Source organism: Pseudomonas capeferrum (genome assembly GCF_013523055.1).
GTDB classification, from domain to species: Bacteria; Pseudomonadota; Gammaproteobacteria; order Pseudomonadales; family Pseudomonadaceae; genus Aquipseudomonas; species Aquipseudomonas capeferrum_A.
The window spans coordinates 1-25,764 of the sequence record NZ_JAAMQM010000015.1; the positions used below are offsets into that span (position 1 = coordinate 1).

At 56.3% G+C, this 25,764-nt stretch carries 31 protein-coding genes; 27 read left to right on the plus strand and 4 right to left on the minus strand.

Features of this window, described 5'->3' with window-relative positions:
* Positions 1-42: 42 nt before the first annotated feature.
* Positions 43-2,385: an autotransporter domain-containing protein gene (locus tag G7009_RS17270; protein ID WP_181131274.1), complete on the minus strand. Its 2,343-nt coding sequence runs from the start codon at positions 2,383-2,385 to the stop codon at positions 43-45.
* Positions 2,386-2,602: 217 nt separating this feature from the next.
* Between G7009_RS17270 and G7009_RS17275 the strand changes: the two genes are divergently transcribed.
* The 12 genes from G7009_RS17275 to G7009_RS17330 all read left to right on the plus strand — a co-directional run bounded on the left by G7009_RS17275 (position 2,603) and on the right by G7009_RS17330 (position 11,576).
* Entirely contained in the window at positions 2,603-2,992 is a 390-nt protein-coding gene (locus tag G7009_RS17275) for a hypothetical protein (protein ID WP_060515420.1), read from the plus strand.
* 13 nt (positions 2,993-3,005) lie between these two features.
* Positions 3,006-3,305, plus strand: coding sequence for a hypothetical protein (locus G7009_RS17280; RefSeq protein ID WP_060515421.1), 300 nt, complete (start codon positions 3,006-3,008; stop codon positions 3,303-3,305).
* 105 nt (positions 3,306-3,410) lie between these two features.
* Entirely contained in the window at positions 3,411-4,265 is an 855-nt protein-coding gene (locus G7009_RS17285; RefSeq protein ID WP_060515422.1) for a hypothetical protein, read from the plus strand.
* Between the two features lie 115 nt (positions 4,266-4,380).
* Positions 4,381-5,073, plus strand: a complete 693-nt coding sequence (locus G7009_RS17290; protein ID WP_181131275.1) for an N-6 DNA methylase — start codon at positions 4,381-4,383, stop codon at positions 5,071-5,073.
* The gene (locus G7009_RS17295) at positions 5,070-5,558 is read left to right on the plus strand and encodes a hypothetical protein (protein ID WP_181131276.1); all 489 of its coding nucleotides are present in this window, start codon (positions 5,070-5,072) and stop codon (positions 5,556-5,558) included. Before G7009_RS17290 ends, G7009_RS17295 begins: the two co-directional genes overlap by 4 nt.
* Positions 5,559-5,701: 143 nt before the next feature.
* Complete coding sequence (locus tag G7009_RS27790; protein ID WP_223843666.1) at positions 5,702-6,331, plus strand: hypothetical protein; 630 nt, start codon at positions 5,702-5,704, stop codon at positions 6,329-6,331.
* A gap of 264 nt (positions 6,332-6,595) precedes the next feature.
* Complete coding sequence (locus G7009_RS17305) at positions 6,596-7,177, plus strand: hypothetical protein (protein ID WP_181131277.1); 582 nt, start codon at positions 6,596-6,598, stop codon at positions 7,175-7,177.
* 20 nt (positions 7,178-7,197) lie between these two features.
* The gene (locus G7009_RS17310; RefSeq protein ID WP_181131278.1) at positions 7,198-7,380 is read left to right on the plus strand and encodes a hypothetical protein; all 183 of its coding nucleotides are present in this window, start codon (positions 7,198-7,200) and stop codon (positions 7,378-7,380) included.
* Positions 7,381-8,436: 1,056 nt separating this feature from the next.
* Complete coding sequence (locus G7009_RS17315) at positions 8,437-9,129, plus strand: hypothetical protein (protein ID WP_060515427.1); 693 nt, start codon at positions 8,437-8,439, stop codon at positions 9,127-9,129.
* 33 nt (positions 9,130-9,162) lie between these two features.
* On the plus strand, positions 9,163-9,570 hold the full coding sequence (locus G7009_RS17320) for a hypothetical protein (protein ID WP_060515428.1): 408 nt from the start codon (positions 9,163-9,165) through the stop codon (positions 9,568-9,570).
* A 617-nt stretch (positions 9,571-10,187) separates the two neighbouring features.
* Positions 10,188-10,697 carry a hypothetical protein gene (locus G7009_RS17325; protein ID WP_181131279.1) on the plus strand — a complete coding sequence of 170 codons (510 nt, stop codon included), beginning with the start codon at positions 10,188-10,190 and terminating at the stop codon, positions 10,695-10,697.
* A gap of 84 nt (positions 10,698-10,781) precedes the next feature.
* Positions 10,782-11,576: a hypothetical protein gene (locus tag G7009_RS17330; RefSeq protein WP_181131280.1), complete on the plus strand. Its 795-nt coding sequence runs from the start codon at positions 10,782-10,784 to the stop codon at positions 11,574-11,576.
* Positions 11,577-11,672: 96 nt separating this feature from the next.
* Here the strand turns inward: G7009_RS17330 and G7009_RS17335 are convergent, their stop codons facing one another.
* On the minus strand, positions 11,673-12,248 hold the full coding sequence (locus tag G7009_RS17335) for a hypothetical protein (RefSeq protein ID WP_181131281.1): 576 nt from the start codon (positions 12,246-12,248) through the stop codon (positions 11,673-11,675).
* Between the two features lie 127 nt (positions 12,249-12,375).
* Here G7009_RS17335 and G7009_RS17340 point away from each other — a divergent pair, with 127 nt between their 5' ends.
* From G7009_RS17340 to G7009_RS17360, 5 genes are all read left to right on the plus strand, one after another.
* Entirely contained in the window at positions 12,376-12,843 is a 468-nt protein-coding gene (locus G7009_RS17340) for a hypothetical protein (protein WP_060515432.1), read from the plus strand.
* 185 nt (positions 12,844-13,028) lie between these two features.
* The gene (locus G7009_RS17345; RefSeq protein ID WP_060515468.1) at positions 13,029-13,436 is read left to right on the plus strand and encodes a hypothetical protein; all 408 of its coding nucleotides are present in this window, start codon (positions 13,029-13,031) and stop codon (positions 13,434-13,436) included.
* A complete protein-coding gene (locus G7009_RS17350) occupies positions 13,433-13,948 on the plus strand; it encodes a hypothetical protein (RefSeq protein ID WP_060515469.1) in 516 nt (171 codons plus the stop codon). Before G7009_RS17345 ends, G7009_RS17350 begins: the two co-directional genes overlap by 4 nt.
* Positions 13,949-14,006: 58 nt before the next feature.
* A complete protein-coding gene (locus G7009_RS17355) occupies positions 14,007-14,297 on the plus strand; it encodes a hypothetical protein (protein WP_060515470.1) in 291 nt (96 codons plus the stop codon).
* Positions 14,298-14,467: 170 nt separating this feature from the next.
* A complete protein-coding gene (locus G7009_RS17360) occupies positions 14,468-15,127 on the plus strand; it encodes a hypothetical protein (protein ID WP_060515471.1) in 660 nt (219 codons plus the stop codon).
* Between the two features lie 95 nt (positions 15,128-15,222).
* Here the strand turns inward: G7009_RS17360 and G7009_RS17365 are convergent, their stop codons facing one another.
* Positions 15,223-16,083 carry a hypothetical protein gene (locus G7009_RS17365; protein WP_181131282.1) on the minus strand — a complete coding sequence of 287 codons (861 nt, stop codon included), beginning with the start codon at positions 16,081-16,083 and terminating at the stop codon, positions 15,223-15,225.
* A gap of 251 nt (positions 16,084-16,334) precedes the next feature.
* Between G7009_RS17365 and G7009_RS17370 the strand changes: the two genes are divergently transcribed.
* From G7009_RS17370 to G7009_RS17395, 6 genes are all read left to right on the plus strand, one after another.
* The gene (locus G7009_RS17370) at positions 16,335-17,393 is read left to right on the plus strand and encodes a tyrosine-type recombinase/integrase (protein ID WP_181131283.1); all 1,059 of its coding nucleotides are present in this window, start codon (positions 16,335-16,337) and stop codon (positions 17,391-17,393) included.
* Between the two features lie 1,174 nt (positions 17,394-18,567).
* Complete coding sequence (locus G7009_RS17375) at positions 18,568-20,058, plus strand: hypothetical protein (RefSeq protein WP_181131284.1); 1,491 nt, start codon at positions 18,568-18,570, stop codon at positions 20,056-20,058.
* Between the two features lie 300 nt (positions 20,059-20,358).
* Complete coding sequence (locus tag G7009_RS17380) at positions 20,359-20,622, plus strand: hypothetical protein (RefSeq protein ID WP_181131285.1); 264 nt, start codon at positions 20,359-20,361, stop codon at positions 20,620-20,622.
* A gap of 11 nt (positions 20,623-20,633) precedes the next feature.
* Positions 20,634-20,882 carry a hypothetical protein gene (locus G7009_RS17385; protein WP_060515501.1) on the plus strand — a complete coding sequence of 83 codons (249 nt, stop codon included), beginning with the start codon at positions 20,634-20,636 and terminating at the stop codon, positions 20,880-20,882.
* Positions 20,883-21,020: 138 nt separating this feature from the next.
* The gene (locus G7009_RS27795; RefSeq protein WP_060515476.1) at positions 21,021-21,245 is read left to right on the plus strand and encodes a hypothetical protein; all 225 of its coding nucleotides are present in this window, start codon (positions 21,021-21,023) and stop codon (positions 21,243-21,245) included.
* A gap of 34 nt (positions 21,246-21,279) precedes the next feature.
* Entirely contained in the window at positions 21,280-21,543 is a 264-nt protein-coding gene (locus G7009_RS17395; RefSeq protein WP_060515477.1) for a hypothetical protein, read from the plus strand.
* Between the two features lie 78 nt (positions 21,544-21,621).
* On the opposite strand, the gene G7009_RS17400 is transcribed toward G7009_RS17395, so the two are convergent.
* Entirely contained in the window at positions 21,622-22,350 is a 729-nt protein-coding gene (locus G7009_RS17400) for a hypothetical protein (protein ID WP_181131286.1), read from the minus strand.
* A 110-nt stretch (positions 22,351-22,460) separates the two neighbouring features.
* On the opposite strand from G7009_RS17400, the gene G7009_RS17405 reads away from it, so the two are divergent.
* The 4 genes from G7009_RS17405 to trbC are packed head-to-tail and all read left to right on the plus strand — an operon-like array spanning position 22,461 to position 25,706.
* The gene (locus G7009_RS17405; RefSeq protein WP_181131287.1) at positions 22,461-23,258 is read left to right on the plus strand and encodes a DsbC family protein; all 798 of its coding nucleotides are present in this window, start codon (positions 22,461-22,463) and stop codon (positions 23,256-23,258) included.
* Positions 23,259-23,294: 36 nt separating this feature from the next.
* On the plus strand, positions 23,295-23,993 hold the full coding sequence (gene traW / locus G7009_RS17410) for a type-F conjugative transfer system protein TraW (RefSeq protein WP_082425845.1): 699 nt from the start codon (positions 23,295-23,297) through the stop codon (positions 23,991-23,993).
* Positions 23,990-25,027 (plus strand): TraU family protein, encoded by a 1,038-nt coding sequence (locus G7009_RS17415; RefSeq protein ID WP_060515480.1) that lies wholly within the window; start codon positions 23,990-23,992, stop codon positions 25,025-25,027. The genes traW and G7009_RS17415 overlap by 4 nt, the downstream gene beginning before the upstream one ends.
* Positions 24,975-25,706, plus strand: a complete 732-nt coding sequence (trbC, locus tag G7009_RS17420; RefSeq protein ID WP_258197967.1) for a type-F conjugative transfer system pilin assembly protein TrbC — start codon at positions 24,975-24,977, stop codon at positions 25,704-25,706. Before G7009_RS17415 ends, trbC begins: the two co-directional genes overlap by 53 nt.
* Positions 25,707-25,764 lie beyond the last annotated feature (58 nt).

Here is a 25,764-nt window from a genome sequence, read left to right on the forward strand (position 1 = left end):
CGCCCCACTGGGGAGTGGGGCGCTTGGTGAATCAGTTTCCGATTAGAAACCGACCGACAGGGACAACGTCGCGACGTCCGAGGCAACGGCTTTGTCGCTGCCGAAGCGGTGGCCGTAGGTGATGCCCACGCGGGAGGCCTTGAACGGGCCGGCAACCTGCAGCCCTACGCCCACTTCGTTCCAGCGCTCAGTGGTGTCCTGCTTCATGTCGAAGCGCGACACGCCCATCACCTCACCGGTCAGATCGTCTTGCGAGTTGTTCAGGCGGCTGACGTGCTTGATGTTGGCCGAGACGATGGCCTTGTTTGCCAGGTTCATGCTGGCGTTCAGGCCCGCGGTACCGTAGATATTCTCCTCGGTACGCTTATCGAAGTGCGCCGGGAAGGAACCACTGGTCTCGGTGTAGCTGTCCAGCTTGGTGTTGAGGTAGTCCAAGCCCAGGAAAGGCATCACCGCGATGTTGTCTTGCAGGATGAATACGTAACCGACCTGGCCCGATACAGCACGCTGGCTGACATCGGCCTTGCCTTTCGATTCGACGTCGCCGGCACCCGTTTTGTAGGAGCGCTTGATGGTGGCATCGCCTTCGGAAACAGCCACGGCGCCCCGGGCGAATACGCCTTCGCGAAGACGGTTACCGTACTCGACGAAAGCACCGATCGTGTTGGTATCACCCTCGACGCGGTCATCGTTTATCTTGAGCGAGGTGTTCGGGCCTTGGTAGCCGATGCCGGCAACCAAGTCAGGAGTCAGTCGATATGCAGCGGTAACGCCGCCGTACACGTTGTCACCCTGGACCGTGCCCGAGTGGTGAGTCATCTGGCTGCTGACGCTGACACAGATGCCGCTGGTGTCGAATGTCGAGCAGGACAGTTGGTCCTGGACGAAGCCTTGCAGCTGATTCTGCATAGCTTGCGCGTACAGGGTCGCATTCTGCAACGAGTCACCGAGGTCCAGCAAACCGATCACGCCAGTCGGTGGAGTAGTGACGTCAGCGCCACCCGCGCCAGTGCCAGTTCCGCCGGTACCACCAGTACCCGTGTCAGTGCCCCCAGTGCCACCGGTACCCGAATCGGTTTCGGTACCACCGGCGCTGGTGCCCGTGCCTGCATCGCTACCGCCAGTAGAAGTGTCCCCTGCATTGGAGGAGCCTCCGGTGCTTGGCGGCGTTGGGTCAGTAACTGGCGGGGTGACGACGGGAGGGGTTACCTCTGGAGTGGTCTCTTCAGGCGGAGTGGTTACGACTGGTGGGGTAGTGACCACAGGTTCAGAGATCGGGCCATAGGAACGCGCTACGAACGGCTGCGAGCGGCCGTTCAGGAAGCCCAGGCCGAAGACGGTGTTGCCATCAGCGGACACCGAGGTGGCGGTGTTCAGGGTGTTGTTGGCCAGCAGTGTGTAAGACGGGTCGTTGTCCTGCAGCCACTCAACCAGCGATTGCATGCCAGTCTCTGCTGTCCAACGGAACCCGGAGAGGACGCTGCCAGTGGTATCCGCGACACCGACGACCACGGCGCCATTGGCAGAGACGCCTTCAGCCTTGGACAGGGTACCGTCGGCCAGCAAGCCCAAGCCCTTCATGCCAGACAGCTCGGACCAGATCATAGCTTCGCTCAGGGCGAGCGAAGAGTCACTCGCACCGACGATGTAAGTGCCATCGGCACTGGTCGCCGTGGCGATGGATTGAGTACCTCCCTCCAAGGTGCCGAGGCTCTCGGCGCTACCGCCGCCCACCCAACGAGTGGCGATATCACCATTGCCTGCGCCGTTCTGCGCGTACCCCACGACCACATTGCCGTCAGCACTGATGCCCATGGCGTAGCTGTAGGTGCCGTCGTTCAGGTAGCCCAACTGAGTCACAGCGCCAGCCAGGTCCCAGGTCACTGCCGATCGGTTGCCGGTCAGGCCATCGTCGGCGGAGCCCGCGATGACGCTGCCATCAGCCGAAACAGCGCGAGCTTCGGCCTCGGCCCCACCGTTCAGGAAGTCCAGCTTGTGAATGCCGGCGCTGTTCCAGTACACGGCGGTTTCGTTGTCCGTGAGGCTGTCTACGGAGCTACCGACGATGACGTCAGCTTCATTCGATACCGCGTATGCAGCGGCGTTGGTGCCGAGATTGGCCAGCAACTGCTTACCGCCCAGCAAGGTCCACTTGAAGGCCTCGGTGGTGTCGGTGCTCGGGTTGTATTGGGCGCCAACCAGGGTGGAACCATCACCCGAGCCGCCGATGTGCGGATCGTAGGTGGTATCGGAGGAGCCAAGCGTTGGCGCGTAGACATCAATGCCGGCGTAAGCGGCATGCGCAGTGCCTGCGTTCATGGCCAGTGCGATGGAGGCGACAAGCAGGGAGAGACGTGGCTTGAAGGGGGTTGCATTGTTGTGCATGGGCTGTTTCGTCCTGACCTTGTTAGGTGATATCAATTGGATGGCCGGATAATACTGTCAGGATTCAATACAAAGCAAATGGAATCTTATACGTACGTGTTATTTATTGGTTTGCACTCGCTCTGCGGTGATCGAGCATTAGGTTTGCATTCCTATGTAGCGCATCTCCCATGACCAGGTCTTCGCAAGAGACCGTCATTCCCTGAGGAGAAACCTCATGCTTCAAATCCCTAAAGCGCTGCTCGAAAAACGAATCACCAAAGAAACCCTTCACCGCTCGGGCAAGCGCTTGCTCAAAGAGATCGCCGGCCGCCTGAAGCTTCCAGAATCAAGCTACGAAATTCGTTCGTGCAAAGGCGGAAACGCAGTCATGGGGGAGGTGATCCTGCACAGCGATCATCTCTATCTGATGGTTCATCTCGGTTTCGATCGAGTGCTCAAAGTGCTCTATCGATCCTGTGAGGGCCGGAAGGACTATGCCGGCGGAATGAACCGTTTTGAGACTGTCTCTGAATTGGCCAGCACCACTGCGGCTGAGCGGTTCCTCGCAAAGCTGGACTCCCTCAATGAGTTCGGCAAGCACCAGCACATTCACCAGGCCGCTTAATCGAGAGGTTCGTATGTCTTCAGTTCTGAAGGAATTCCCGGAAGCCTTTGCCACCCGCATCAACAAGATCCTGGAAATGCCGGATCCGGTTCCTGGGAATCGCGAGAATGGGTTTTTCGCTGGATACGGCTGCCGCTGGTGCCATTTTTCTAACGCTTGGCACACGGTTTTGCCGTTTGAGATGCAGCCGGTGGCTGAAACTGTGGCGAGCATGTTCCGCAACGCTGGTCTGCAGGACGTGACAATCACGCTTGAAGGCGGCGTGACGCAGGCAGAAGGAGGCAAGGGTTACCAGGTCTCTGCTCGAATCTAAACCGCTGTACCGCCGCTCCTTATGGGGCGGTTTTTTTTCGCCTGTCGTTACAGCTGGCTGTGCTTCATCTCAGACCAAGATGACTACCCAAAGAGGCGCAGCACCATGGACGTAATTGCAAGCAACGCAGCTGGTACCCAAGAAATGGTCATGACCGAGGTCCTGCCGAATGGCGAGACGCTCATGCGGCCGTATTCACCGTCGGAGATGGCTTTCATGTTCAACGACGTGGAGATTCGCAACCCCTACTTTTCGCCGTGCGGAACAACAGTTGTTGACCCCATACAGGCGTATGGCTTCGAGGTTTATCACACCGGAAGCGGTTGCATGGCTTTGCGGAAGGAGTTCTGCAACGGTCAGTACCTGCTTCTTTCGATCGAGGTGTCCATCGCTGAACCTGAGGAGTGGGATGAGTGCACATTGGGCCTGTATGACGCCGATGGCGATGAGAAAGCCTACTGTGAGCTCAGGGATGTTCCCTATGCACATGTCGACCTGACTGGACATCTCGATGCCCCGGTGCGCTTGTTGTGCCCGTGCTGTGGTGCTCGAACCACCGGTCGGCAGTGGGGCAATCAAGATGCTGGTCACGGTCTGTGCAGTGATTGCATCGAGAAAGTGCTGGCCAAGATGACGGCAGAAGAGTTTTCCAAACGCTACGGGCACCAAGGAGTTCACTTCGGTCTGTCGCAGTGCGCTCCCTCTGTTCAGTTGCTCGATGATCTCGCTCAAAAGAAACTGCTGGAGCAAGAAGAGCCGGATCAGCAGGCAGTGGACTCGAACGCTCTCAAGGACCGGTACCGTTCATGGGCGCTGGACAACATCGCCAATGATGATCTGCAGGTCAATGAAGATGCCCAGGTAACGCTGTGTGAAGATGGCGCATTTGTCGCAACCTGGACATGGGTGCCGCGAGATTCCATTCCGGACGTTGCTGATCCGGAAGAGTCCGCTGACTAACGCTACGCAACCGCTCCCTCACCGGAGCGGTTTTTTTATGCCCGGGCGCCGGCCGGAGTTGTAGGTCGCTGTGATGCATCCCAATCCATACGACTAACCTCTCTGGAGATTGCCCATGGCAAGCAAACTAGCACGCGCGGTACCACCCACCATCAAGCCACTGGCAGAAGCATTGTGTGATGGCCACCGGTATCCACCGGCGGAGATGTTTCGTTTTTTCCTCGGGGCAGTGATGGAGCTTTGGGGCTTTCAGCCTTGGTATCCAATTCCTGATGATGCACGCGGAAAAATAGGACGAGTCATCACGCTGTACGATCAGGCGGTGGCCAATGAAGAACCGTTCAAGGACATTTTAGGCCCACTCTACGAAGAGCTGGCCAGCCATGGCGGCAAGCAAATGCTGGGGCAGTTCTTCACGCCCTGGTCGCTCGCCAGCATGATGGTTAGGATGAGCGATACCGACATCGACGCGCCTCGCGCCGGTGATCTCAAAGCGTACTCCGATCCGGCATGTGGCAGTGGGGTTATGCTGTTGGCAAAAGCAAACCACCTACTTGAGACGAAAGGGCCTGATGAGCTGCAGCAATGGCTCTTTCACGCGTGCGACATCGATGCAATCTGCGCACGTATGGTTGCAATTCAGCTGGCCGCGAATTGTGCCATTCATAGAGTCGAAATCGGGGAGATCATAGTGCTCCTTGGTGATACGCTCAGCACGGAACCCAAGCAGCAGATCTTGCACGCAACCTCTCCTACGCGAATGCGTTCACGTCAAATATCAATTCCGAAACTTGAGGTCGCCTCATGAAACGCTATTACGCGATCGCCGCGGCTCTAGCCTTTCAGGTGCTTCCGCATGCGGCAAGCGCTTCGGAGGCTTCAGATGCGGTTCAGTCGGTTGCCGCCTCAAAAATGTCCACCGTAGCTCGCATCAACGGCGCCACACGGCCGGTCATCTACGTGGGTAAATTTGAAGGCTGCGACTCAGTCTCGATTCAAAATGCCCCTGGGCGCTTTGAGCACTTCCGTGTATGCAGTAACCAGGTCAGTGCTCGCAACACAGTTTCACCCAGTTGGACTGAAGACGATGGCGCCGGGGATGTTCTCCGCGCAGTGGTCGATAATGCGGTTCTATTCGGTGCTTCATCGCAAGTGGACCCCAATGGTTACCTGATCGCAGCACGTGCTCTGGGGCCTTCCCAGCGCTCGTGCACCAATGTTGAGGTCATCTTGAGTTACGAAGGTGACCTGGTCGACAGGGCATTGAAGAGCATCTGCTTTCACCGCCGTTAACCCCATCAAACCCCGTCCTTGAGACGGGGTTTTCTTTTGGGCGTCATTCAAGCGGCCGAAGATATGGGCTTCAGTCCGTAGCGCCGATTCATGTTGGCTGTGACGCATCTCGCTTTACTAGACCAACACCTGAGGGTACCGCTATGCATTCGTCCGTAACCACCAAGAGCTACACCGTCGAAACCCGTGCCACCAATGGCGCAGAAGGCACACCGGATTATGCTTCCTTCAACATCGATTTGGCTGCAGCACAGGGCATCATGAACCTGGCTCGCCTAGTCAGAGAGAATGGGCTGCACAAGGTCGAAACGTTCGACAGCACTGCGTCATTCCATCAGTACGCCCCGGGCACGGAGGAGGCGGAGGAAATTGAAGCTGAAAACGATGTGCTACTGAAGGCCTGCTGCCTGAATGTGGACTCGACCAGCTTCTGGTTTTCGGGATTCGTCAGAAACACCGACGTCGAGGTTGTTAGCGCACGCCAGCCGATCGCCGAACTGGAAAGCCACTTCCGCTTGGCTGGAGGCACCGAAGAGGTTGAAGTTGATGGGGAACGACAGTATCTCGTTACTTGGAGTGCTGATGTTGAGGTTGAGGGGGATCACCATGCGGCAGCCCAGGCTGTCGCGGACCGGTATTTCCGCAGCCACATTGCCGCCGGTGAGCAGGACAGCGCGTGCACCTTCGTGGTGACCGCAAAATCCGATCAAAAGCCAGTAGAGATCGATCTCTCGGCTTGCCACTCCGATGACGAAGTCACGGAGTCGGCATGACTGCTGTACTTCAGCCTTTAGCGCCAGCATGATGCTCGCGTCAAACGCTGCACATGACCCGGTCAATAGACCGGGTTTTTTCGCCCGGGCCCCAGCGCATTTGTCCCAGGCCCTCCGTATCCTAACGCTACACCCAACCCGGCCATGTGCCGGGTTTTTTTATGGTGCCCCGGGCGCTGTGCCCGATCCGACAAAATTGGTGAGTTTCGCGGTTCATGTGACTCATCCCCTTGGACTTGATCAACGTTCTAAGGGGACACACTCATGCTCGCAACACTTGAACTGACTGATGGAATGATGGTGATGGTCCAGGCTGGTCGCCAGGGGCTGACCGGCATCCGGTGGTCGACCCCATTCGTTGACCGCCTGAACATCGAGACAGACCGTGAGGGTGCCACCTCTGGGCTTTCACTGAAGCACACCAGCTTCGCTGAGTTCGATCCGCGCTATCACCGTGATGGGCGGAATCAGTTTGTCGCGCAGGATCACGCGCTCCGGATCGTGAGCGGCAGACTTGAAGAACACCAGCAACGCTTCGACACCACGGTCGACAAGCTCGTAGCTGCGGGCACTTTGAAACGTAGTGAATTCCCTGCATTTGGGAATCTGCTCACGGCGATGACCGCCCTGGCAGCCTCAGAAGAGGTCTGCTTCGATCGGTTTATCGACTTTCACAGATACCGTCGGTTCTCCGACTTCCTGTGTGATTGGCAGGCGGAGAAAGCGAAAGCTGCTGGTGAGAGAGCATTGGAGCTCGCCCACCAAAAGCCGGCCCTCGAAATCGCATTCAGCACCCTTGTTGAGTTCGGGATTTTTGGTGAGACGAAACCAGCTGGTCGACTGTGACCGCGAAGGGGGATCAAAAAATGTCGCCTTACCAAGAGCAGAAGGTTGCTGAACTGAAACGCTTGGGCTGGTCTGAAGTCGGAAAACGCCATCTGCCAGGCCCCGGCCGGACACCAGCGAAGCAGGTGTATGAGCTGTCATGTCTGCAGGGAAAACTTCAGGTCTTCGTCTACCCGGCGGAACTGTTCTACCAGACCGCTTAACGCTATACCCACGCCCGACCTAGTCGGGCTTTTTTTGCCCGCGGCCAAGCTGCTTGCGTGGTGATCGATGTGCGCCATCTCCACGCACTAGGTCAAAAATCACAGGAGCAACCCCAATGATCACCGCAAGAACGCAGCAGTCATCCCGACCGAAAGCACATGCCCTGTTCAAGTTGAATTTCTGTCTACGAATGGCAAAGGAAAACTCGCTCTCCGCTCGCACAGAACCGCACCGCTATAGGCCCGAATACCGCCGTATGAGGAGGGAGTCGATGCAGGATGCCCGTTACTGGCGTGCCCTATGTAGCCGCTTAGATACCTGTTCAGAAGCTTGATCGCAATCACAGACAATGCCCAGGGGGCCACCATGCTGCAAACCCTTACTGCTGCCCACGGGGCTTCGGTGATCCCAACAGGATTCCACCTAGCACGTGTCGTAGGTGTGAAACCGAAGTTCAAATCTGTCCCTGACATGCGTGAGGTCGTGTTCTACCAATGCTTCCTCTCCGAATGCCATGGAGCCAACGGTCTTGAGCCTTGCGAGTACTTGGCAGAGAGAGACGTTATCTGTTGAGTGCAGCGAAATACATGGTCAATACCGGCCTTTCCACGTGCCCAGTGATCCAAGAGCTGGTGAGGTCCGAGACCGAGGTCAAGTATCTGCCGGCTTAGGCTGGATCATCTCCAAACGCAGCACAGACCCGACCCTAGTGGTCGGGTTTTTCATTAGTGAAAAGGTGGGGCAGGTCAGGTTGCTCACTGGATTGCAATTCGGATATTATTTTGAGGTTCGACCGTTTCAGTACGCGCATGCCAGATGAGCCTCTCAGCTCATTTAGCCTAAGAAAGCCGCCCATTCTCAGGCGGCTTTTTTTGTGCCTGCGATTTAGCCTTGTTCGGCCATATTGCTAGGGGTTGCGAAGCCCACACCGACGTTCTAGGGTTGCAGTGATGAAGCGAGGCCGAACCTGGCAGATGAATGCATAGCCGCAGATCTGGCGGTGCAGAACCCCATCCACCACAAGCTTTGCAATCAACTGTTTCAGAGGACGAACGATGTTTGATGCAGCCCACTATCACGTGAAAGCCACAGAGCTGTTGACCGCCTTCGGCGTCCACCAAGGTGCACTGAGCACGTGGTCGCTGAGTGATGTGGGAACGGCCAGTCACGGCTATATCCACCACTCGCAGAAGCCCGCAGCCCTCGCAGCATATGCTGCGGTCAACCCTACCTTCGCAGCCGGGCGCTTTCCTGGATATACGTTGGTGGACCTGGTCGACAAGATCCCGAGCCTGGACTATGCGGAATATGCTGCCCTGGCGATCGTGTGCGGGGCTGAGCTGCCTTCGTTCAAGGGGTCAGATGATCGAGCACGCATTTTCGGCGACGCGGTCTGGGCTATCGTTGATAAATACCAGCTGCATGGGTGCTTTGAACGCCACAACAAGCCGTTCCAGGCTGTTGGCGATCATTACAGCCTCCGCCCTCAGGGCTGTGATTGGGCGAGGGGCCACGCGGAGATCCCGGAAAAGCTCACCGCCATGCGCAAGGCGTACCGGGCAATGAGTCCCCTCCAGCAGGTTATGACTTTGACAGTTATGCACCTGTACAACCAGGGTAAGGACAAGCTGTTCCTCACCGGCGGTTGCCCAACGAAGATCCACGCCGCCGAGGCTCTGACCATTCTGCGCGACAACTCGGCTCTCGCTGACTGGGGCCACCTGGTGTCGCACTACGCCGGTTGGTAATCGGCGATCCCACACCCTTCAGGACGTTTACAGATGACCGAATCACCTTTCGCCACCTTCCGCTCAGTGCTGGTCGACAGCGACTATGCGGCTGCGGTTTTTCTGCAGTCGTTCGCGATGTCCATGTATGCCGGCGCTGCCTTCCCACTGGACGCTAGTGGCCTGCGTAATCTGGATGACCGGCACATGGTGATCTTCCAAATGATGTCGGCATCCTACCGTCGCCATGGTGAAGGCGATCCCGACTTCATGGACGTGTGCAAGGCGATCAAGGCCAAGCGCGCAGCTCACGCTCTCAGGGTCAAGGGTATGCTCGACGAGCTCTTGAACAGCGATCCAGACCAGTACGACGGCGGCCGACATGAGCATGCTAGAACCGTGAGTGCCTACGAGCGTGAGCATCAGCTGAACATTGAACGTCGCTGGTACGTACCTTCGTAAATCGTACCCGGCCAGCCTTACTGGGATGCATCCGTGGAAACAGAAAGGCCACCTCTGCTTTACGCTCGGGTGGCCTTTTTACATCTCAACACTGGACGGGCGTTTAGACCGCATCACAGTGGTCACGCATGAATCCCCACACAGCCGACAAAAGCCGGTAGAGAGTCCAGACGTGGCTCAGAAAATTCAGCATACGCTTCATAATCGTTGACCTCCGTTTCAGGAAGGCCAATCTTCCAACGCCTAACCGGCACTTCAGCGCTTTCAGAACGCACGTGGTGCATTCCAGAAGAGGCCCTGGTGGCCCTTCGAATGCAGCAAGCCGGCACGGTCTAAACACCGTGTCGAAAGGTGTATCTCATCCTCGGAACATCGAGATTCTCGGTAACCGAGCAGAGGACATATCACCAAAAGGGCCTCTTGAAATGCAGGTCCACACGCAAGCTGGCGCATCATACCTGTGCCGGGTTCAGAAAGCCTGAAAAAAATTCAAACTGTCGTGAAAATGATCTCCGCCTGCGGTCATCTCCAGCCGGCAGCTTTCCACAGTCGTGTGACGCATTCCTGCGGTACCAGGTCTTCGCAACACCTGGCTTACCTTTCAGGAGAGTCATGCAATGCACACCCAAACCGTAAATGCCGTAGCACAGTTGGACACCATTGACGATTTCAACCAGTCGAAGCTCCCTATTGACCGTGAGTCGATTCGCTCGCGACGTCTCTTGCGCTTGATCGAGCTGGTGGAGGTCCTTCGCGTCCCGGACAACGATCGCACCATCTGGCAAATGCTGCTTGATGCCGGTGCAAACCCCGATTTCATCCTGTTGCGTGACTGCGACGATGATTCTCGGCTTGCCCGCCGCCCGGCGCTGCAGGTGAATGTAAACACGAGTAAGCTGCATGGCTTTCTGGTGATCACCCACAACGCCGACGATACGGGCTACAAGCTCCTGCTCCAGGACAAGGGCCATTCGGTGCCTGTCAAAACGGTCGACAACGTCATCGTGCGCAAACTTGCCGCCACGCTCGTTGAGCTGATCGATGACGGCACCAAGCGTGTCGAAATCCCTTCACAGGGCCTGTCTACCAACGCTGTCATCGCCGGGGACTACCTGCTCAGTTCTTGAACGCTACACCTGACCCACCGTTCGCGGTGGGTTTTTTATTGGGTCCTGCAAAGCATTCCCTCAGACCAAGAAGAGGGTATACAGATGACCACCACCGTACAGTTCAACCACAGCTACAAGCCTCACGGCCGCATTGTGTTTCGCCTAACCGGAGGAGGGGAGACGGCACTTGCCGGCGTGCTGCACTTTGACCCTGCCTTTGAAATCGCCGAGGGAGCCAGTTACCTGGCGCGAATCGGCGCCGGTGGGTTTGAGGTGTTCGATGCTGTTGTCGACACTGATCTACCTGCGGACCTGGCGCCCTACAATATCGATTACCACCTGCGCGCTTGCATCTGGCGGAAGCCTCTTGTCGACGGCTCCCTGATGGTGAGATTCATCCGTCAGTGGGCTGGCTGCCAGAGCTGGGTGGTCTATGGTTGCGCACCAACGTCACCGATCAGCGCGGTTGCTTATTCGGCGACTGGCCATGCTTGGTTCGATGTTACAGGGCTCGAACTCTCGCCCATCGCTGCACCGGCAGAAGAGGCGGGCCTAACCATGGCACAACTGACGACCATTCCCCCGGTATGGCCCGATTCGGATGGCGTACATCACGCGCTTTGCGCTATCCCTTTAAGCTGGCGCCCAGACTACCTGGCGTACTCGAAACTGCAGGTCGCCCTCGGCCGTGGGGAATTGAGTCGAGAGGAGTTCAAGGCACATGTGCTCAACCACGAGCGGCTGAGGCACCTATGGTCGAATCCTGGTGATGATTACTTAAATTACCTGGTGCACCTCGATGACCTGGGCGGCGTCCAGGTGGTTGAGCCGTACAACTGCCAGCAATTGCTTGAACGCGAGGAGCGGAGCCGTATGGCAATGCTCGCTGCACGCTGAAGGAAACGCTACCGACCGGCCCTTGAGGCCGGTTTTTTTTCGGCCAAAAAAAACCGCTGACCTAGGTGGCCAGCGGTGGGGTATTGCGTTGGTACCTCATGCAGCAAGATTGCGCGTCTGGAAAGTCACGTTGTCCATACAGGCAAACAAGCTTTGCGCTCTCTGTTGGAAAAGGCACAGGGCGATTTGCTTGAAGTCAGTCTCTTCATCCCTGCTCGGTGTTGATTCGAAGGAGAAGCTGACGGTACCGCCGTATTGGCCTCGGTTGTACAACACCTCGATGTCAACCAGCGCAACGAGGCGGCCGCCTCGTTTGATGTGCCGTCCCTCGAACTTGTATTGCTGGTGCCGTAACAGGTCACGCCCCATCTCCACGGAGATAGGTTTAATCGTCGCAGCGCCATCCTTCAGCAGGGTGATTTCGAAAACCTGCAGTGCCTCCTTCATGTCGAGCGCGCATTCCACAAACTCAGTGAGCTTGGGATGCAGGCCGAGTGAAGCCAGGTGTGTGCCGTTTTCGCGGATGACCCAAACGTATCGACCGCCGACCGTCCCAGTTTTGGTGAGATGGAGCAGGTCAAACTGGTAAAAGTCTTGTTTGTATCCCCGCAGAAGGCAGTCATCAGCCTCAACGATGGCACGCATTTGCTCGAAGGCTTGTTGGAATTGCATAGGGTCTCTCCTTGAAAGGCTTTTCATGATGCAAGGAGATGTCCCACAGGCATGTAGAAAGGGGTTTGTAGGGCTGTGTGCAGCATCTCCTGAGGTCAGTTAAACAACCAACTACCTGGTGCCTCTCATGAGCCTGAACGATCCAAAAATCTCCCTGCAAGCTGTGGTCAAGCTTCTCAGCGCCGTCAACGCGCATGCCCGAGACCTCAACGACAAGGAATTGCCTCCCGATGGGGATAGCTACAACGAGCTCTTGCACCTGGTCACTGATCAGTTGAATGAGATTTTGGCCGCTGCCCAGGGCCTCACCGTTGATCCTGCACCTTACACAGCGAGCGCTGTAGCTAAAGCGACTCAGGTGTGTGGCTCTCCTGTTGCCATCGTGTTGGATGCCATAGTCGGTCGGCTCTCCTTAGGCAATCTCCGGTCAATTCTCCAGGCCTCTGAGTGCTGCTCTCAAGAGCAGCTCAACGGTAACGCAAACTCGCAGCAAATCGCTGGAAAGGCGCTCTCTGCTGCTATTTTGCGGGGCGTCGATTCGATGGTCGCAAGTGATCGTCAACACCTTGAGCTACTGCTGACGCCGCAAGCGTGAGCAGGTAACCCCATAGCCCGGCATTTGCCGGGTTTTTTTTCGCCCGCAGGATGAGCGTGCTTCACTGCAGGCCACAGTTATCTCTAATCGACTTATGTTTACGTGTTAAGTATCGATATTATTTAGAATGCATGGTTCAATTGGTGCACACACAATGGTGCCGGAGCCTTAGGGAGGGACCCAGCATGTGCAATCGGAATTTGATTGAAGAATGGTCGTGGGATGGATCATCGATCGAGGGCATCAAACGCTTCGCTGCCGAGCTCGGAATCGGCCTGCTGGAATTCGTCGAGTCATTCTTTTGCGACGGATGGCCCGAGACAGTTCCAGAGCCATACCGCGGGGTCGCCAAAGGGCCGATCAGTCGAGATCTTACTCAAAGTGAAAATAGCCTGGCAGGCCACCAAAACTACACCCACATCCTGGCAATCGACCTTGCCGGCGCTGCGCTCGTGATGGATACCACGGGCTGCCTGTACACCGATGGGGAAACGCAAACCCTAGTCGAGCGCTCGGCAGCAGACGCGCTGGCCAGGGTGGACGAGTACCGTCTCGGATGGTCTGCACATCGCCCGGAGGTGCGCGAAGCATGAACTATTTGGAGCGTGCAGCGGACGACGCAGGCTATCCCAACCTCGACTTCGAAGATATGTATCAGAAGGGCCTTGCGTGCTTTCAGTGGGGCCTACCAAGGCCTTTGGTTCGCCAGGCATTCAGGCATGCATGTGCAGGGTGGACTGAGCGAAACCGCCCGGTCTTGATGTGGCATGTCCGTGCATTCGTATATGGGTTGTCCGGCCGCTGTGACGGCGGAATTCGGAAGCGCCTGGGGCCGGCGGGCTACCAATGGCCAATCCCCCCTGATCCGTCCTGGGAGCTTGTGGTGTGCGCCTATCCCGACGGCACCTGTGAGCTTGACCTGGTTCATCCAGTGAGCGGCCGATTCTGGTCCGAGGACAACGGTTTTTTCGAACTCCCCACCGAGAAACGCACGTTGATGAACCCTGTGTGGTTCAAGTCCATGGGTTTTGACGTAATGCACATGCAGCCGGCGCTGCAGGTCCGTATAGGCGACCCTAAAAGACCCCATCTGAAGCTGGTGTGATGTAGGGACCAGAGGACCTAATCGCATCCCTGTTCCATTGACCTAGGAGATAACCGCTATGACCGATCAAGTGATGCACATTTTCGCGCCCGAGCAGTCCAAGATCACCCCGTTCATTACCAAAGTTGAGATGCTATTGGGCGGGATACCTCAGGTGATGTTCCCTGACGGCACCCTGCAGTTCGCAGATCAGGACCAGCGGCCAGTGATTCTATTCTCGCCGCGGTTACCCGAGCCTGAGCTGGAAGAGTTCTGCCGCCTCAACATCAAGATTTACGAGCAGCATTACCAGCAGCACAAGGAAGCCATCGACAATTTTGAGACCCGGCCTATCACGCAGTTTTGGTGATGCCCAGACCGTTGCCAGGCGGGTGGGCTAACCCAGCGGGCCAACTCGCCGTTGCAGCACTCGATCTGCCCGGGCCGGCCCCAGGCCTATGATCCCCGATCGCGCCATTGCCCGGATTTACCGCTCTGTGTTGCACATCTCCGGTTATACAGCCAACAGGAGATTTTCCAATGCAACATTTTCAAAAAGCCGCAGTGGACCGCACCGATCGTCAAGCGATGATCAGCTTCCTGGCTGGTCATTATCGCTATGACACAATGAACTCTTGGAACCGCGTCACCAGTTACGCTCACTGCGTGAAGATTCATGCCCTTGGCCTGGATCGGGAGCAGACAGAGAAGGCCTTTGAGCTGCTCAATGTCGACTACTGGGATGACTTGTCTCTGGTGATCGAGGACTTCGTCGTGGAAATGAATGGCGAGTTCACCATCAGCAGTAATGGACGTTCGAGCGGGTATCTGGTGCTCATGAAGAGCCACTGGGAGTCCACCGGCTATCAGTCCTACTGCCGAAGCTGCTCTCAACGCAATTACCAAGGCTGTTCCGAAGGTGACAACCGCTGCGGTCGCTGTGGCGCCGAAGGTCATGCAGGTCGTTTAAACTTCCAGCATCCACCCAAAACGCTTCGTGTCTCTGGCCAGGCGTTGGACCAGGATGAAGACTTCAACGAATGGTCTCTGGACCAACTCGCGAACCGCGTGGAGGTCGTCGAGGCATTTGACAATGCTTGTGACAATATCCGCTCAACCTTCATCGACATGCTGAGCCTAAACGTCGTCGAAGAAACAGTGCTCATTCCGCAGAAGCGCTATGTGCTGAAATCGGCATAGCCCACACAAACGCTCCATCCGCCGCTGGTCTTCGGACTGGCGGTTTTCTTTTGCCCAAAGAAAAGCCCCGACACAAGGTCGGGGCGGGTAGAGCGTTATACCCCCTCGGCATCAGCCTCAGGGTCTGCGATCAGTCGCAGCAAATCAGCGACAGGCAGAGAGCAGAGCTCGCGCATGTCGTCGTTCGTGTCTTCCAGTCGTTGACGCAGGCCCTGGAGCAACTCGTGGAGCTGCTTTTTCTCCAGAAGGTTGACCGCCATGACCAAGACTCGCCATACCAGCTCGGATTCTTCATCCAGAGTGTCGGTGCGTTTGCGAAGATCCGCGAAGAAATCGAGGATCTCACCGCTGTCCAGGTGGTCGTAGACGCAATCCGGACTCCAGGTGACCTCGGTACCGTAATCAGCCGCGAGCGCAGCCGTGACCTGGTCACGCAGTTGCGGCATCGAGGCCCAGTCCCATACGCCGAGTTGCGCGGCTTTGTTGAGTGTTTCCTGGACGGTGTTCAGCGTTGCAAGCATCTGCGGGAACAGCAACCGTCGGACTGACTTCGAACCTTCCCAGACAGCTACCTGCAGGGCATTTTGCATGGGCTTGGTTGGCAAGTGCCGGCGGCGATTAGCTTCCAGCAACAGTTCACGGAGCAAGGCATCGAGCTCGTTCGGCGTGCTGCAGTCGGGTTTGATTGTTGTCGTCTGCAGTAATTGCAGCGTCACCTCGCGGCCGTGAATATCCAGGCAGTGGAACGTGTCGTCGACCCAGTGACCAGCCGACAGTGCCTCAGCAGTGATCAGCGTCTCGCAGTTGCTCGACCACAACAGGCGAAGCAGGGTGATGGTGGAATCCGTTTGCTCGACCTCCGCAGTGCAGCGCGTGGTAAGCCCGGGCAGCGTCAGCTGCACGTGGGAGGCGCTGTGCAGCAGGTTGATGAAGCTGATGAGCGATACGTTGTTCATGGCGAACTCCTGAAAGTAGTTGAACTTGCCCTCAGGGATGCCACACACGCACGAATACCCCCTCCCTTGTTCTGTGCTCTTGAAGCCGCCGGTCCCTCTCGGCCCGCAGTGCCGGCGCCAGGCACACCCCATTCTGTCAGTGAAAAAACCAGGCGAGTACAAATGTTCTCCACTACACTTCATCGACATGCAATTAACAGTCAGAGCAGGCCGACCTAGCTCCCGTCCATCCTGTACCTCCGGAGTCGCCCATGAGCGCTACTGAAGACCTCTTCAAACCTGATAGTCCTTCTTGGAATGAACGGCCCAAGGAGACATTCGACCACTGGATCAGCCAGCAGGCGGGGCGGGGCACCTCAGTCCGGATTCGAGTGTCATCTGCAGAGGTCTACCGTGCACAGTGGGGCCGGTTTGTCGACTGGATTGAGCAAAAGAGCATTAAATTAGACGAAGTGGATGCAAGCGATATTTCAGACTTCCTCGATAGCCTAACCCCTGAGATCGAGAAGAACGAAAAGCGAGTGAACAATAGGCCGCAGCGCGACCGGTACCGCAAACTCATACAACGGGTGTTGGCCGACCTGTTCAAGGAAAAGGAAGAGCCAGGCTTCCTCAACCCGGCGGCGCAGGCGTTGAGGGCTGAAGGGGTCAAATGGAAGGATGTCGACGGCAACCTGCCTACGAGCTTTCTGCGGCCCCAGGAAGCCGAGCTGCTGGCCAATCACCTGGTGGCGCCGCTGACGGCGCAGAACGAGCGGGGGCGCTGGCGCGAAGCCCGCGATCGGGCGATGGTGGGTCTGTGTGTGGGGGCTGGGCTCAAGGTGCAGGACATCGTCGGCCTGACTGTTAATTGCATCACCCCGCAAGCCGCCCCATGGATCATCATTTCCTATGCGGATTCGAAGTTCGAGCACCGGACCAAGCCGTTTGACTACGCCGCCCGGGCGCTGGCCACCTGGTTGCACATCCGCCATCAGGCCGGTACCGAGGGCGACCTGGTGTTCCCGAGCGACATCACGCCGGTGGTCAAGAACGGTCGCAAAATCACCTCGATCAACCCGTCGACGGTGAACCGCATCACCGAGGCCGTGATCGTCGAATCCGGGGTGAAGGCCATTCGCGATCCTGAGCATCGAGCTAGCCCGCAGACCCTACGTAATACCTTTGCGGCTGAGTTGTTCGAAAGAGGTGAAACGCCGGCCCTGGTGGCGGAATGGATGGGCTTTGCACAGCCCGTATCCGCCGAGCGGCTTTATGAGTCCTGGAAACTGTGGCGGCAGTCCACCAAAGGCACAGAACAAGGGGAGTGATCTGTAGTTGGGTAGAGGCGTGATCACCTCCGCCCTCTGCGGACTCTTGTTTAGCGAACCCATGCACTGCGTAAGAAACGCGCATGATTCACGAACGCCAGAAACCACAAGGCCCACTACGAAGTAGCGGGCCTTGTGGTCGCAAGTTCAACCTTTCGGTTGATTTTCCCAGCCTTTCAGGAGATTGGGTAGGTTGAGGCTTGATCGCCTGCATGGGCCCTATTAGACACCGATTCCGCTGGCGATGCAACATGGATCTATAAAATTCTTCAGACCATCGCTTGCGCCCCCTAAAATGGCGGAAATTAGCCGCTTCTAGAGGATTAGGCATCCTTATACACTGCTTTAAAACCCTCTAATCAGCACTATAAATACTCACAGTATCGGAATGGGCAAAGGCAACCCATGCATTCAGAAGCACGAGGCGTATAGGTACGCGTTCCAGGCGCGACTTCTGCCTTAACCCAATAGGGACAACGATGGCCACCATACTCTCACACGAACAGCAGCAGCGCCGGGAAGATAACGAGCTCAGCATGCAGCCTATCAACCGAGCCAAGCCTCCAACCGTGCGGGCTATGATTTTGATCGGTTCAAAACATCCTCGGTCCAGCCAGATTCACCCTATGCTGGCCGGCTGAACTGCTTCCAGTACTCGGCCTCCTCGATCGCGAGAGCCTGGCATGCAGGCGATAATCATGAGTTCCTGATCTTTCGCTTATCAGCCACCTGAATTCCCCTAGTGGCTAATCCGCGGGAGGTACCGAGGACAACGAGGGGTGGGGGATAATAGCCACGCCCGATCAATGGCTCGAACGGGTCGAGGTACTCTGTAGGCTGCAGTTGTCCCTGGTGCAGAATACGAAGTGCTGTAATCGACATAAGCTTGTTGGCCACGTCCATTTTCGGCTTCTATGCAGGCCATCACCATTGCTACCTCCCTGCCATCAGTTGTGAGTCTCACAAACAGAGACATCAGGTCGCCAAAATCGGCCGATGAGTTGGATTTCAAGCTTCGCTGCCATGGACAAAGGTTATCCGAATCAGCCTCGGTAGTCGTCTCGACAAGCAAGATAGTGGCAGTGCCCAGCGCCGAGGGATAGTGTAAAGTACTACGCAATATCGTGCTTAGTTTCTACGCTTTTTTCTGACGTCAAATAATCAGGGAAGACTGATGTATCACCATTACAAGCCACTTCGTAATTTTGTTGCCAAGCTTGACCGTACTGCAGCCCTTCTACAAATATGTCGGTTTTTTCAGAATATCCAATATGGGGAATCTATTCCTCTGCACTTTTCACGCATTCATCCAAAGGGCAAGTGTTCTATAAAGGGTGTAGTATTTCCTTGGGAGCTCGATATCCTTGCGCGTGAGGTGATCTTGAACTCTGGAGTGGGTGCTACAAAAAACCTTTTTGACTTAAGAGATTTTGTTTCCGCCATCGAGAAAGTCAGGAAGCTGCAAGATCAACAGGTGCACGGCCGCCTTGAAAAGATGATCTTCCAAGAAGTGCATCGGATCATTCAGCAACAGTTCCCCTGGCAGGCCCACACTGTCGAATTGCGGCTTGCTCGATACTTTAGGATTTACAGAGCGCCTGAGGTTGAAGCCCTTTTGGAGAAGGAGACTGGCCTCACTATCAAGAAATTCTATCTCCTAGGTATGGCGACAGCCGGTGCGTTCATCTCAAAAAATTCATATGATCTGAATACTGATTTTACACAGCTCGGAGTTTCTGATCAGCAACGGGATTCATTTTTCAACTTGATTGTGATGGATTTTCAGCCCCTCCGAGAGCGGACCAAGTCAGTTCAAGAATACAATGAGAACTGGTCGTACACTATCAACCCTTTGCAAAGTACACCTTTGGTTCGTGTTTTTCCAGAGGCCCCTAATATTGTAATTTGCCCGGTTCCTCATTTTATCTTGTCGAGAGTGTCGGAAGGCTTATTTTTTGACTTGGGAAGAATTGAGGGGTTTGAGAATCCATACGGGGCGGCGGTTGAACGATATGTTGGTGAAATAAGTGCTGAGCTTATAACAACGGGCAATCTATCAATTCGAGCGGGAGAGGAGTATTTCGTTAAAAAGACTAAGAAGGATGGGGTGGACTGGTATGTGTACGATGGATCGGCGGCTATGCTTATTGAGTGTAAATCGAAGCGCCTTGGACTTCCAGCTCGTTACCAGCTAGAGGAGGGCGCTCTAGAGAAAGAGGTTAATCATCTGGCAAAATTCGTCGTTCAGAACTACAAGAATTTGGCGGATGTAGTTAGTGAGTATACGCCATGGAAGCCAGAGGGTCGGAAACTCTACCCGGTTGTATTGACTCTCTCAAACTGGTATCTCTTTGGCCCATCCATCTTCCAGAAACTTGAAGACGCTATTCTTAATCTCCTAGACAAGGCTGGTCTTGAAAAGAGCATGGTAGATCAGTACCCATACACAATCATGTCGATTGAGGAGTATGAGATCGCAATTCAGGTCATTAGTCAGGTTGGCTTGACGGAGTTTTTTGAAGAGCGATCAAAAAGCGAGCATAAAGGGTGGATGGTTTCCCCATTCATGGATTCCAAATATCCAGATGTAGTCGCTAATGCTCGCTTTGATTATTTGCGGTCTGAACTAGACTTCATGATCGATGATATTGAACCTGCGGTTTGAGGTATCAGGCTCTGCCTCGGAGTGTGCGCGAGCAGGGCCGAATTCCTGAGGATTTATCGGATTCAACAAAAAAACTCCGCATGGCTACCGCACCAAGTGTACAACCATGGCTGACCAACCAAAGTAGAGAAACCAGCACACATTGGAGCTGAGCTCTGTCCTGTCGGCCTATCACCGGAGCAGAGCTCGCACACTCGCATCAGCACCCCTACCTCAAACCGAGCCCAGCTTTATTGCTCGATGCTCACCATCTCCTGGGACCAGGTCATCGCAAGACCTGTTTCATTCAGGAGATTCAGCATGTCCAAGCAAATCCAAGCAACTCAAACTGCAGTTCTGGTCGATGACCGTGAACAAGGTACGATCCTCGCCTCACTTCGCCACTATCAGGAGTTCCTTCGAAGCGGCGAGTCAGCAACTCCGGGCTTGCTTGATATCGCAAGCAATTCCGGACAGCTCACCCCTCTGTCCATCCAAGAGATCGAAGGGCTCTGCGAGAAAGTAAATTTCGGCTCGACCGTTAAGGAACTCGAATCGTTCGTCGCCAACACCAAAGCTAAGTGAAGGGTGGCGGTATGCATCCCATCATCGAAGCCTCGCGACTGATGAAAGACGCGCAGATCACCCGTAAAGCAGCGGTGCATGCCAATGGTGGCACCATTTTCCTCTGGGAGCTTTCAACAGGAGGCACCATTGAGACCATCCGCTCAGCGCATGGCTTCAGTTCAACCGCGTTGAAGGCCATCCCCTTCATCGAACGCGTCAATTACTACAGCGCCATGCGCGGTACCAAGGTAACTGGTAGCTACCAGCTGCAAGCTTAGAAACGCTCCATCCAACCCGGCCACGCGCCGGGTTTTTCATGTGGATTTATAGGCCCATGAGGGACATCCCCAAAGGCAAGTTCAACGCCAGATGGCGACTCAAGTGCCTCGGCACACCTCACATGAATGGAGCAGGCGATGGCCACTCTCACCGCAGTTATAGCAAGGAAGAAAATTGAAGATCACCTGATGAAAGGGGCGGGCATCTACGCCTACCACCCGAAGCTGGGCGGGCGCTACTTCGATGCACGTGTGTCTGGCGAAACGCTGGAGGTCTGGGACGGTTACAGCTGGTTCGAAGTGCCTCGTGACACGAAGTTCAACAACGGCAATGGATCTGCGGGTGACCTGTTCACTTATTGATCTGCCAGCAATAAACGCCTTTCAGGAGATACACATGAGCACCCGCACCCCTGTCGCAAAACTGGGCAAGACCGTCATCGCCGCCACAATCGAGCTGAAGGTGGGCCGAAGCGCTTACCAAATTGACGTACCTGCTGGCACCACATGCTGTTTCCTCGTAGGAGGTAGCAATGGAGGACGTTGGGTCGTTGAGGATCTGTCATTCCTCAATCCGAACTCATCGGTGTACCACGATGCCGACCACTACGGGATTCCTATCCCGGAAAGCAACGTAATGGAGAATGCAGGCCGGACATGAGCCGTTTGGATTCTTGCGAGCGAACCAGCTCTGCATAACTGCTTCACCATCCCTCGGACCATTGGTTCGAGGGATTTTTTATGCCGCCGGCTGCACCAGAGTTCTGGCTGACGAATGCAGTATTGCACCCGACGTCGACATCTCGGCGCCTTCGCGCTCGATCGCTCCCGCAGTAGATACCTCAGCCGTTAGCGGCAGCTGGCAATCACCGCACACCAGGTTGAACTGGTCGCCGCCGAGCACAGATTTGTTGCAGCCAGCACATGTGTATTTCGTTCTGGCCCAGGCTTTTTTGTTCGCGCTTCGGAGGCCAGCACCAGCAGGCCCGGCCGCACCCGCCAGATTGATATTCAGCCCTTGATCGTGAAGCTCGCGGATGAGGAGACTCAGGCCCCCGCCTTCGAGAAGGTAGTGCGACACCTTCTGCCCAGTCACTCGGCCACCAGGCATACCGGTACTGGACGGTTGCAGACCGATCTCGACCATTTTCTCGGCCCAGACCTGGTCGTGGTAGGACCGCCGCGGGGGCGGTCCGGAGTGCTGGCGGTACTGATGACAGGCCTGATGCGCCAGCGATTCGATCATCTTGCTGCTCGAAAGGTGCGCCCCGATGGCGATTTGGTCCAGGGCCGGGCAGAGCTCCCCGCTCGGAAGAGCGCCAGGCCGGTAATGGCCTTCAGATCCATGGCGTGTCGAAAATCCGATTTCACAGCCAGGCAATGCCCCGGAAAAGAAACGCTCGTTGATGGCGTGATAGGCGTGCTGCAGTTGCTGCAACGGGTGAGATGGCGGCTTTGCGGTATCCATAACTCTCTTTTAATACTCGCTGCGTATAGTCACGCGTTGTCGGTATTGCTAGTATATGATCACACGTACACATAATTCTACCGATGCCATTTCTAAATCTGAGGTAACCGATGAAAAAGCTCGTTGTCGCTATCGCTCTCGCCAGTTGCTCGCTGGCTGCATTCGCCCAGGCCGAGTCTCCTGCACCAGAGGTGGCTCAGGCCCCTGCAGCAGCCATCGCTCCAGCTGCTGCGGCAGCGGCGCCAGCTGCTGACATCGAGATCATGACCGTGCTCAACACGCTCAAGGGCAAATACCCCTCCACCAACTTCACCAACGTGGAGCGGGCGCCGATTGATGGCCTCTACGAAATCACCATGGGCAAGAACATTGCCTATACCGACGCTTCAGGTCGCTACCTGTTGTTCGGCAGCGTCTACGACATGCAGACCCGCAAGGACCTGACGGCACCTAAGCGAGCTGCCGCTGAGAAAATCGACGTATCGAAGTTTCCTCTGGCCGATGCGATCACTCGCGTGAAGGGCAACGGCGCCCGCAAGCTCTACCTGTTCTCTGACCCTGACTGCCCGTTCTGCAAAACCCTGGAATCGGACGTCCTGGCCAAGCTCGACAACGTCACGATCTACACCTTCATGTATCCGCTTGACTCACTGCACCCGCAGGCTCGCGCCAAAGCAGAATCGGTTTGGTGTTTGCCTGAATCGGGCCGGGCTGCAGCATGGGAAGCACTGGCGCATGGCACCCAGCCTCCGGCGAAGAAATGCGACAACCCAATCGAGCGCAACATCGCCCTGGCTGAAAGCATCGGCTTCCAAGGCACCCCAGCCATGGTGAGCGAAGACGGCCGAAAGCTGCCGGGGCTGGTACCACTTGAGCGCCTGGATAACTTCCTCAACGGCGGTTCCTGATCCCCCTCCGACAGTTTTCTCCACGTGGCCATTTCGATGGCCACGTTGGTTTCTGATCACCTGATCATCATGAGCCCCGGGCTGGGCATTCTCATTGGAGTTGTGATGAAGCTACGCCGCTTATGCGCATCCGCTTTCCTTACCGCCCTCTACCTCACGTCATCCACTGTTCATGCCGAAGATCTCGGCAAGTACGGAAACACCTGGGAGATCCAGGAGCAGGATGCAATCGACATGATCCAAGGTCGATTGAAAGCGATGGACAAGAAAGGCGAACTCGACAAGTTCTGGAACGACTACCGCGACAAGCAGTTGGCCGGAGCAGAAAACCCCAAGCCGGTACCCGGCATTGGGCCCGTCGTTGAGCCACAGATCAGGATGTACGACCCGACCTACACGTACCCTGAGACCGTCAAAGATCATCTGGGCAACATCCTGGTGCCGGCGGGCACTCGCATCAACCCGCTGGACCACATCACCCTCAGCAAAGCGATCATCTTCATCGACGCTCGCGATCCGAAGCAGCTGCAGTACGCCAAGAAGCGCACCGATGAGCATCCCCGGGACAAAGTGATATTGGTCGCGGGTTCGTTCCTGAAGCTCAACCGGGAGTGGGGTCGCCCGGTCTACTTCGACCAGATGGGGATCCTCACGAAGAAGTTCGGGATCGAGCGCGTTCCCGCGGTCCTGACCCAAAAGGGCAGGGAACTCCAGATCGAGGAGTTGAAGCTATGAAGAAACTGCTTATGGCCCTGGGCTTTGTGGCAACGGCCCTGCTCAGTCCGGTCAGCTCTGCCGATGAAGGCGTGTGCACCGGTAAATTCCCGAACCTGATTTCGGATGTCTGCTGGTCCTGCATGTTCCCGATCAAGCTTTTCGGTTCAACGGAGCTCATCTCCGATGGCCAGGAGGACTTCGACAGTGGGAACAAAAGCGCATTCTGCACGTGCGACAACCCGCCCAAGGTCGGCATTCCCACATCGTTCTGGGAGTTCGACATGATGACCGACGTTACCACGGTGCCTGGATGCTTCCCCTTGCTTGGTGGGGTGAAAGTCAACGTAGGCGTGAACGCAGACGCCTTCGGCTACATCTCTGACGATCAGAGCAGCGGCATCGGGAGCACACGCGACTCGTTCATGCAGGTCAACTTCTACATCAACCCGGCCATGTATGTGATGGGCGCCATCCTGGACGATACCTGCATGGACAACCGCGGTATCGACGTCCCCTGGATGTCTTTTGCAGACCCCACCCACAACGACGACGAGCTCGCCGGCATCCTGACGCCATACGCATTCCCGTTCGGAAGCATGCTGGCGATTGGGGCCATGTCCGCCGATGCCGTTGCCGCCGCCGCGGGCTTTCCACTGTCCACGATCTTCTGGGCCGCCGGCTCGTACGGTCACATGTACCCGCTGACCGGCCGAAACGAGGCGCACCTGAGCATGGAGCAAACCGCCCGGCTGCAAACCACGCGAATCCTCGCAAAACTGCATGCCGCTGGTACCCAGTGGGCGGCAATGGGGGGTGACGCCATGTGCGGCTACTACCCGCAGATCATCATGGACAAGCGGCAGTACAAGCTGACTCGCCTCTACCCCAAGCCTGAGACCGCAAAAATCGCAGGCAAGTGCTGCTCTCCAATCGGGCGGTCGACCATTCTGACCGAATCGAACACTGAGTTCCCTCTCCCAGGTTACAAGGACTTTGGCTATGGCATTTTCCGTAAACGCGACTGCTGCGGCGGCGCTACTCTTAGTAACTAGCTTCATCGCCGTGCCTGCCGTGTCCCAGCAGCTGGAAATTCCTTCCAACGAAGCTATCCAGAAGATCATGCAGGAGCAGGCGGCATCTCGAAGTGCCGCTCTGAACGGGAAGATTGATCCGGTGAAGCCGGGCACGTTCAAGGCCACGGTACCGGTCATTGACGCCCCAGCACCCACCAAGACTGAATCGCTCGACGACGTGATTGCCCGATTCAACGCGGCCAAGGACGGGAAGAAGGTTAGCCATGGCGCGAACGACTTCATCATCTTCGTGTCGTTCTCAATGCCGAAAGATACGCTTGAGCGGCTGGCGCAACAGGCGCGTGAAACCGGTGCCGTCATGGTCGTGAGAGGGTTTAAAAACGGCTCCCAGATGCAGACCAAACAGGCTGCGCTGGAGGTGAACAAGGCCGGTGTGCCGTGGGAGATCAACCCCAATCTGTTCAAGGCCTTCAAGGTGGAATCGGTACCGACGTTCGTCGTGGCGTCTGCAGAAGCAGAATCCGTTCTGGACGATGGCTGCTCACCAGATGCTACCTTCACGTCGATCACTGGCGACATCAGCGCCATGTTGGCCCTGGATACCATCCGCCTCCGTGCGCAGCCTGAGATCGCGAAGCTTGCCGAGGCCAGGTTGCAGAAGATCTACAAACAACAAGCCCCAGGCCCCGTCCACTGATCACGATCAAGCCCGGCATCGCGCTGGGCTTCTCGTGAAACATGCCAGTGGGTATGCG

What these genes read in the sequence shown, in the direction of transcription:
- G7009_RS17385 (WP_060515501.1), top strand. Translation starts at nt 20,634, where the DNA reads ATGCATCCCATCATCGAAGCCTCGCGACTGATGAAAGACGCGCAGATC.
- G7009_RS27790 (WP_223843666.1), top strand. Translation starts at nt 5,702, where the DNA reads ATGCATTCGTCCGTAACCACCAAGAGCTACACCGTCGAAACCCGTGCC.
- G7009_RS17405 (WP_181131287.1), top strand. Translation starts at nt 22,461, where the DNA reads ATGAAAAAGCTCGTTGTCGCTATCGCTCTCGCCAGTTGCTCGCTGGCT.
- traW (WP_082425845.1), top strand. Translation starts at nt 23,295, where the DNA reads ATGGCCACGTTGGTTTCTGATCACCTGATCATCATGAGCCCCGGGCTG.
- G7009_RS17395 (WP_060515477.1), top strand. Translation starts at nt 21,280, where the DNA reads ATGAGCACCCGCACCCCTGTCGCAAAACTGGGCAAGACCGTCATCGCC.
- G7009_RS17380 (WP_181131285.1), top strand. Translation starts at nt 20,359, where the DNA reads ATGTCCAAGCAAATCCAAGCAACTCAAACTGCAGTTCTGGTCGATGAC.
- G7009_RS17270 (WP_181131274.1), bottom strand. Translation starts at nt 2,385, where the DNA reads ATGCACAACAATGCAACCCCCTTCAAGCCACGTCTCTCCCTGCTTGTC.
- G7009_RS17330 (WP_181131280.1), top strand. Translation starts at nt 10,782, where the DNA reads ATGACCACCACCGTACAGTTCAACCACAGCTACAAGCCTCACGGCCGC.
- G7009_RS27795 (WP_060515476.1), top strand. Translation starts at nt 21,021, where the DNA reads ATGGCCACTCTCACCGCAGTTATAGCAAGGAAGAAAATTGAAGATCAC.
- G7009_RS17345 (WP_060515468.1), top strand. Translation starts at nt 13,029, where the DNA reads ATGTGCAATCGGAATTTGATTGAAGAATGGTCGTGGGATGGATCATCG.
- G7009_RS17310 (WP_181131278.1), top strand. Translation starts at nt 7,198, where the DNA reads ATGTCGCCTTACCAAGAGCAGAAGGTTGCTGAACTGAAACGCTTGGGC.
- G7009_RS17275 (WP_060515420.1), top strand. Translation starts at nt 2,603, where the DNA reads ATGCTTCAAATCCCTAAAGCGCTGCTCGAAAAACGAATCACCAAAGAA.
- G7009_RS17370 (WP_181131283.1), top strand. Translation starts at nt 16,335, where the DNA reads ATGAGCGCTACTGAAGACCTCTTCAAACCTGATAGTCCTTCTTGGAAT.
- G7009_RS17350 (WP_060515469.1), top strand. Translation starts at nt 13,433, where the DNA reads ATGAACTATTTGGAGCGTGCAGCGGACGACGCAGGCTATCCCAACCTC.
- G7009_RS17400 (WP_181131286.1), bottom strand. Translation starts at nt 22,350, where the DNA reads ATGGATACCGCAAAGCCGCCATCTCACCCGTTGCAGCAACTGCAGCAC.
- G7009_RS17305 (WP_181131277.1), top strand. Translation starts at nt 6,596, where the DNA reads ATGCTCGCAACACTTGAACTGACTGATGGAATGATGGTGATGGTCCAG.
- G7009_RS17415 (WP_060515480.1), top strand. Translation starts at nt 23,990, where the DNA reads ATGAAGAAACTGCTTATGGCCCTGGGCTTTGTGGCAACGGCCCTGCTC.
- G7009_RS17320 (WP_060515428.1), top strand. Translation starts at nt 9,163, where the DNA reads ATGACCGAATCACCTTTCGCCACCTTCCGCTCAGTGCTGGTCGACAGC.
- G7009_RS17340 (WP_060515432.1), top strand. Translation starts at nt 12,376, where the DNA reads ATGAGCCTGAACGATCCAAAAATCTCCCTGCAAGCTGTGGTCAAGCTT.
- trbC (WP_258197967.1), top strand. Translation starts at nt 24,975, where the DNA reads ATGGCATTTTCCGTAAACGCGACTGCTGCGGCGGCGCTACTCTTAGTA.
- G7009_RS17295 (WP_181131276.1), top strand. Translation starts at nt 5,070, where the DNA reads ATGAAACGCTATTACGCGATCGCCGCGGCTCTAGCCTTTCAGGTGCTT.
- G7009_RS17290 (WP_181131275.1), top strand. Translation starts at nt 4,381, where the DNA reads ATGGCAAGCAAACTAGCACGCGCGGTACCACCCACCATCAAGCCACTG.
- G7009_RS17355 (WP_060515470.1), top strand. Translation starts at nt 14,007, where the DNA reads ATGACCGATCAAGTGATGCACATTTTCGCGCCCGAGCAGTCCAAGATC.
- G7009_RS17360 (WP_060515471.1), top strand. Translation starts at nt 14,468, where the DNA reads ATGCAACATTTTCAAAAAGCCGCAGTGGACCGCACCGATCGTCAAGCG.
- G7009_RS17280 (WP_060515421.1), top strand. Translation starts at nt 3,006, where the DNA reads ATGTCTTCAGTTCTGAAGGAATTCCCGGAAGCCTTTGCCACCCGCATC.
- G7009_RS17325 (WP_181131279.1), top strand. Translation starts at nt 10,188, where the DNA reads ATGCACACCCAAACCGTAAATGCCGTAGCACAGTTGGACACCATTGAC.
- G7009_RS17315 (WP_060515427.1), top strand. Translation starts at nt 8,437, where the DNA reads ATGTTTGATGCAGCCCACTATCACGTGAAAGCCACAGAGCTGTTGACC.
- G7009_RS17335 (WP_181131281.1), bottom strand. Translation starts at nt 12,248, where the DNA reads ATGCAATTCCAACAAGCCTTCGAGCAAATGCGTGCCATCGTTGAGGCT.
- G7009_RS17375 (WP_181131284.1), top strand. Translation starts at nt 18,568, where the DNA reads ATGTATCACCATTACAAGCCACTTCGTAATTTTGTTGCCAAGCTTGAC.
- G7009_RS17365 (WP_181131282.1), bottom strand. Translation starts at nt 16,083, where the DNA reads ATGAACAACGTATCGCTCATCAGCTTCATCAACCTGCTGCACAGCGCC.
- G7009_RS17285 (WP_060515422.1), top strand. Translation starts at nt 3,411, where the DNA reads ATGGACGTAATTGCAAGCAACGCAGCTGGTACCCAAGAAATGGTCATG.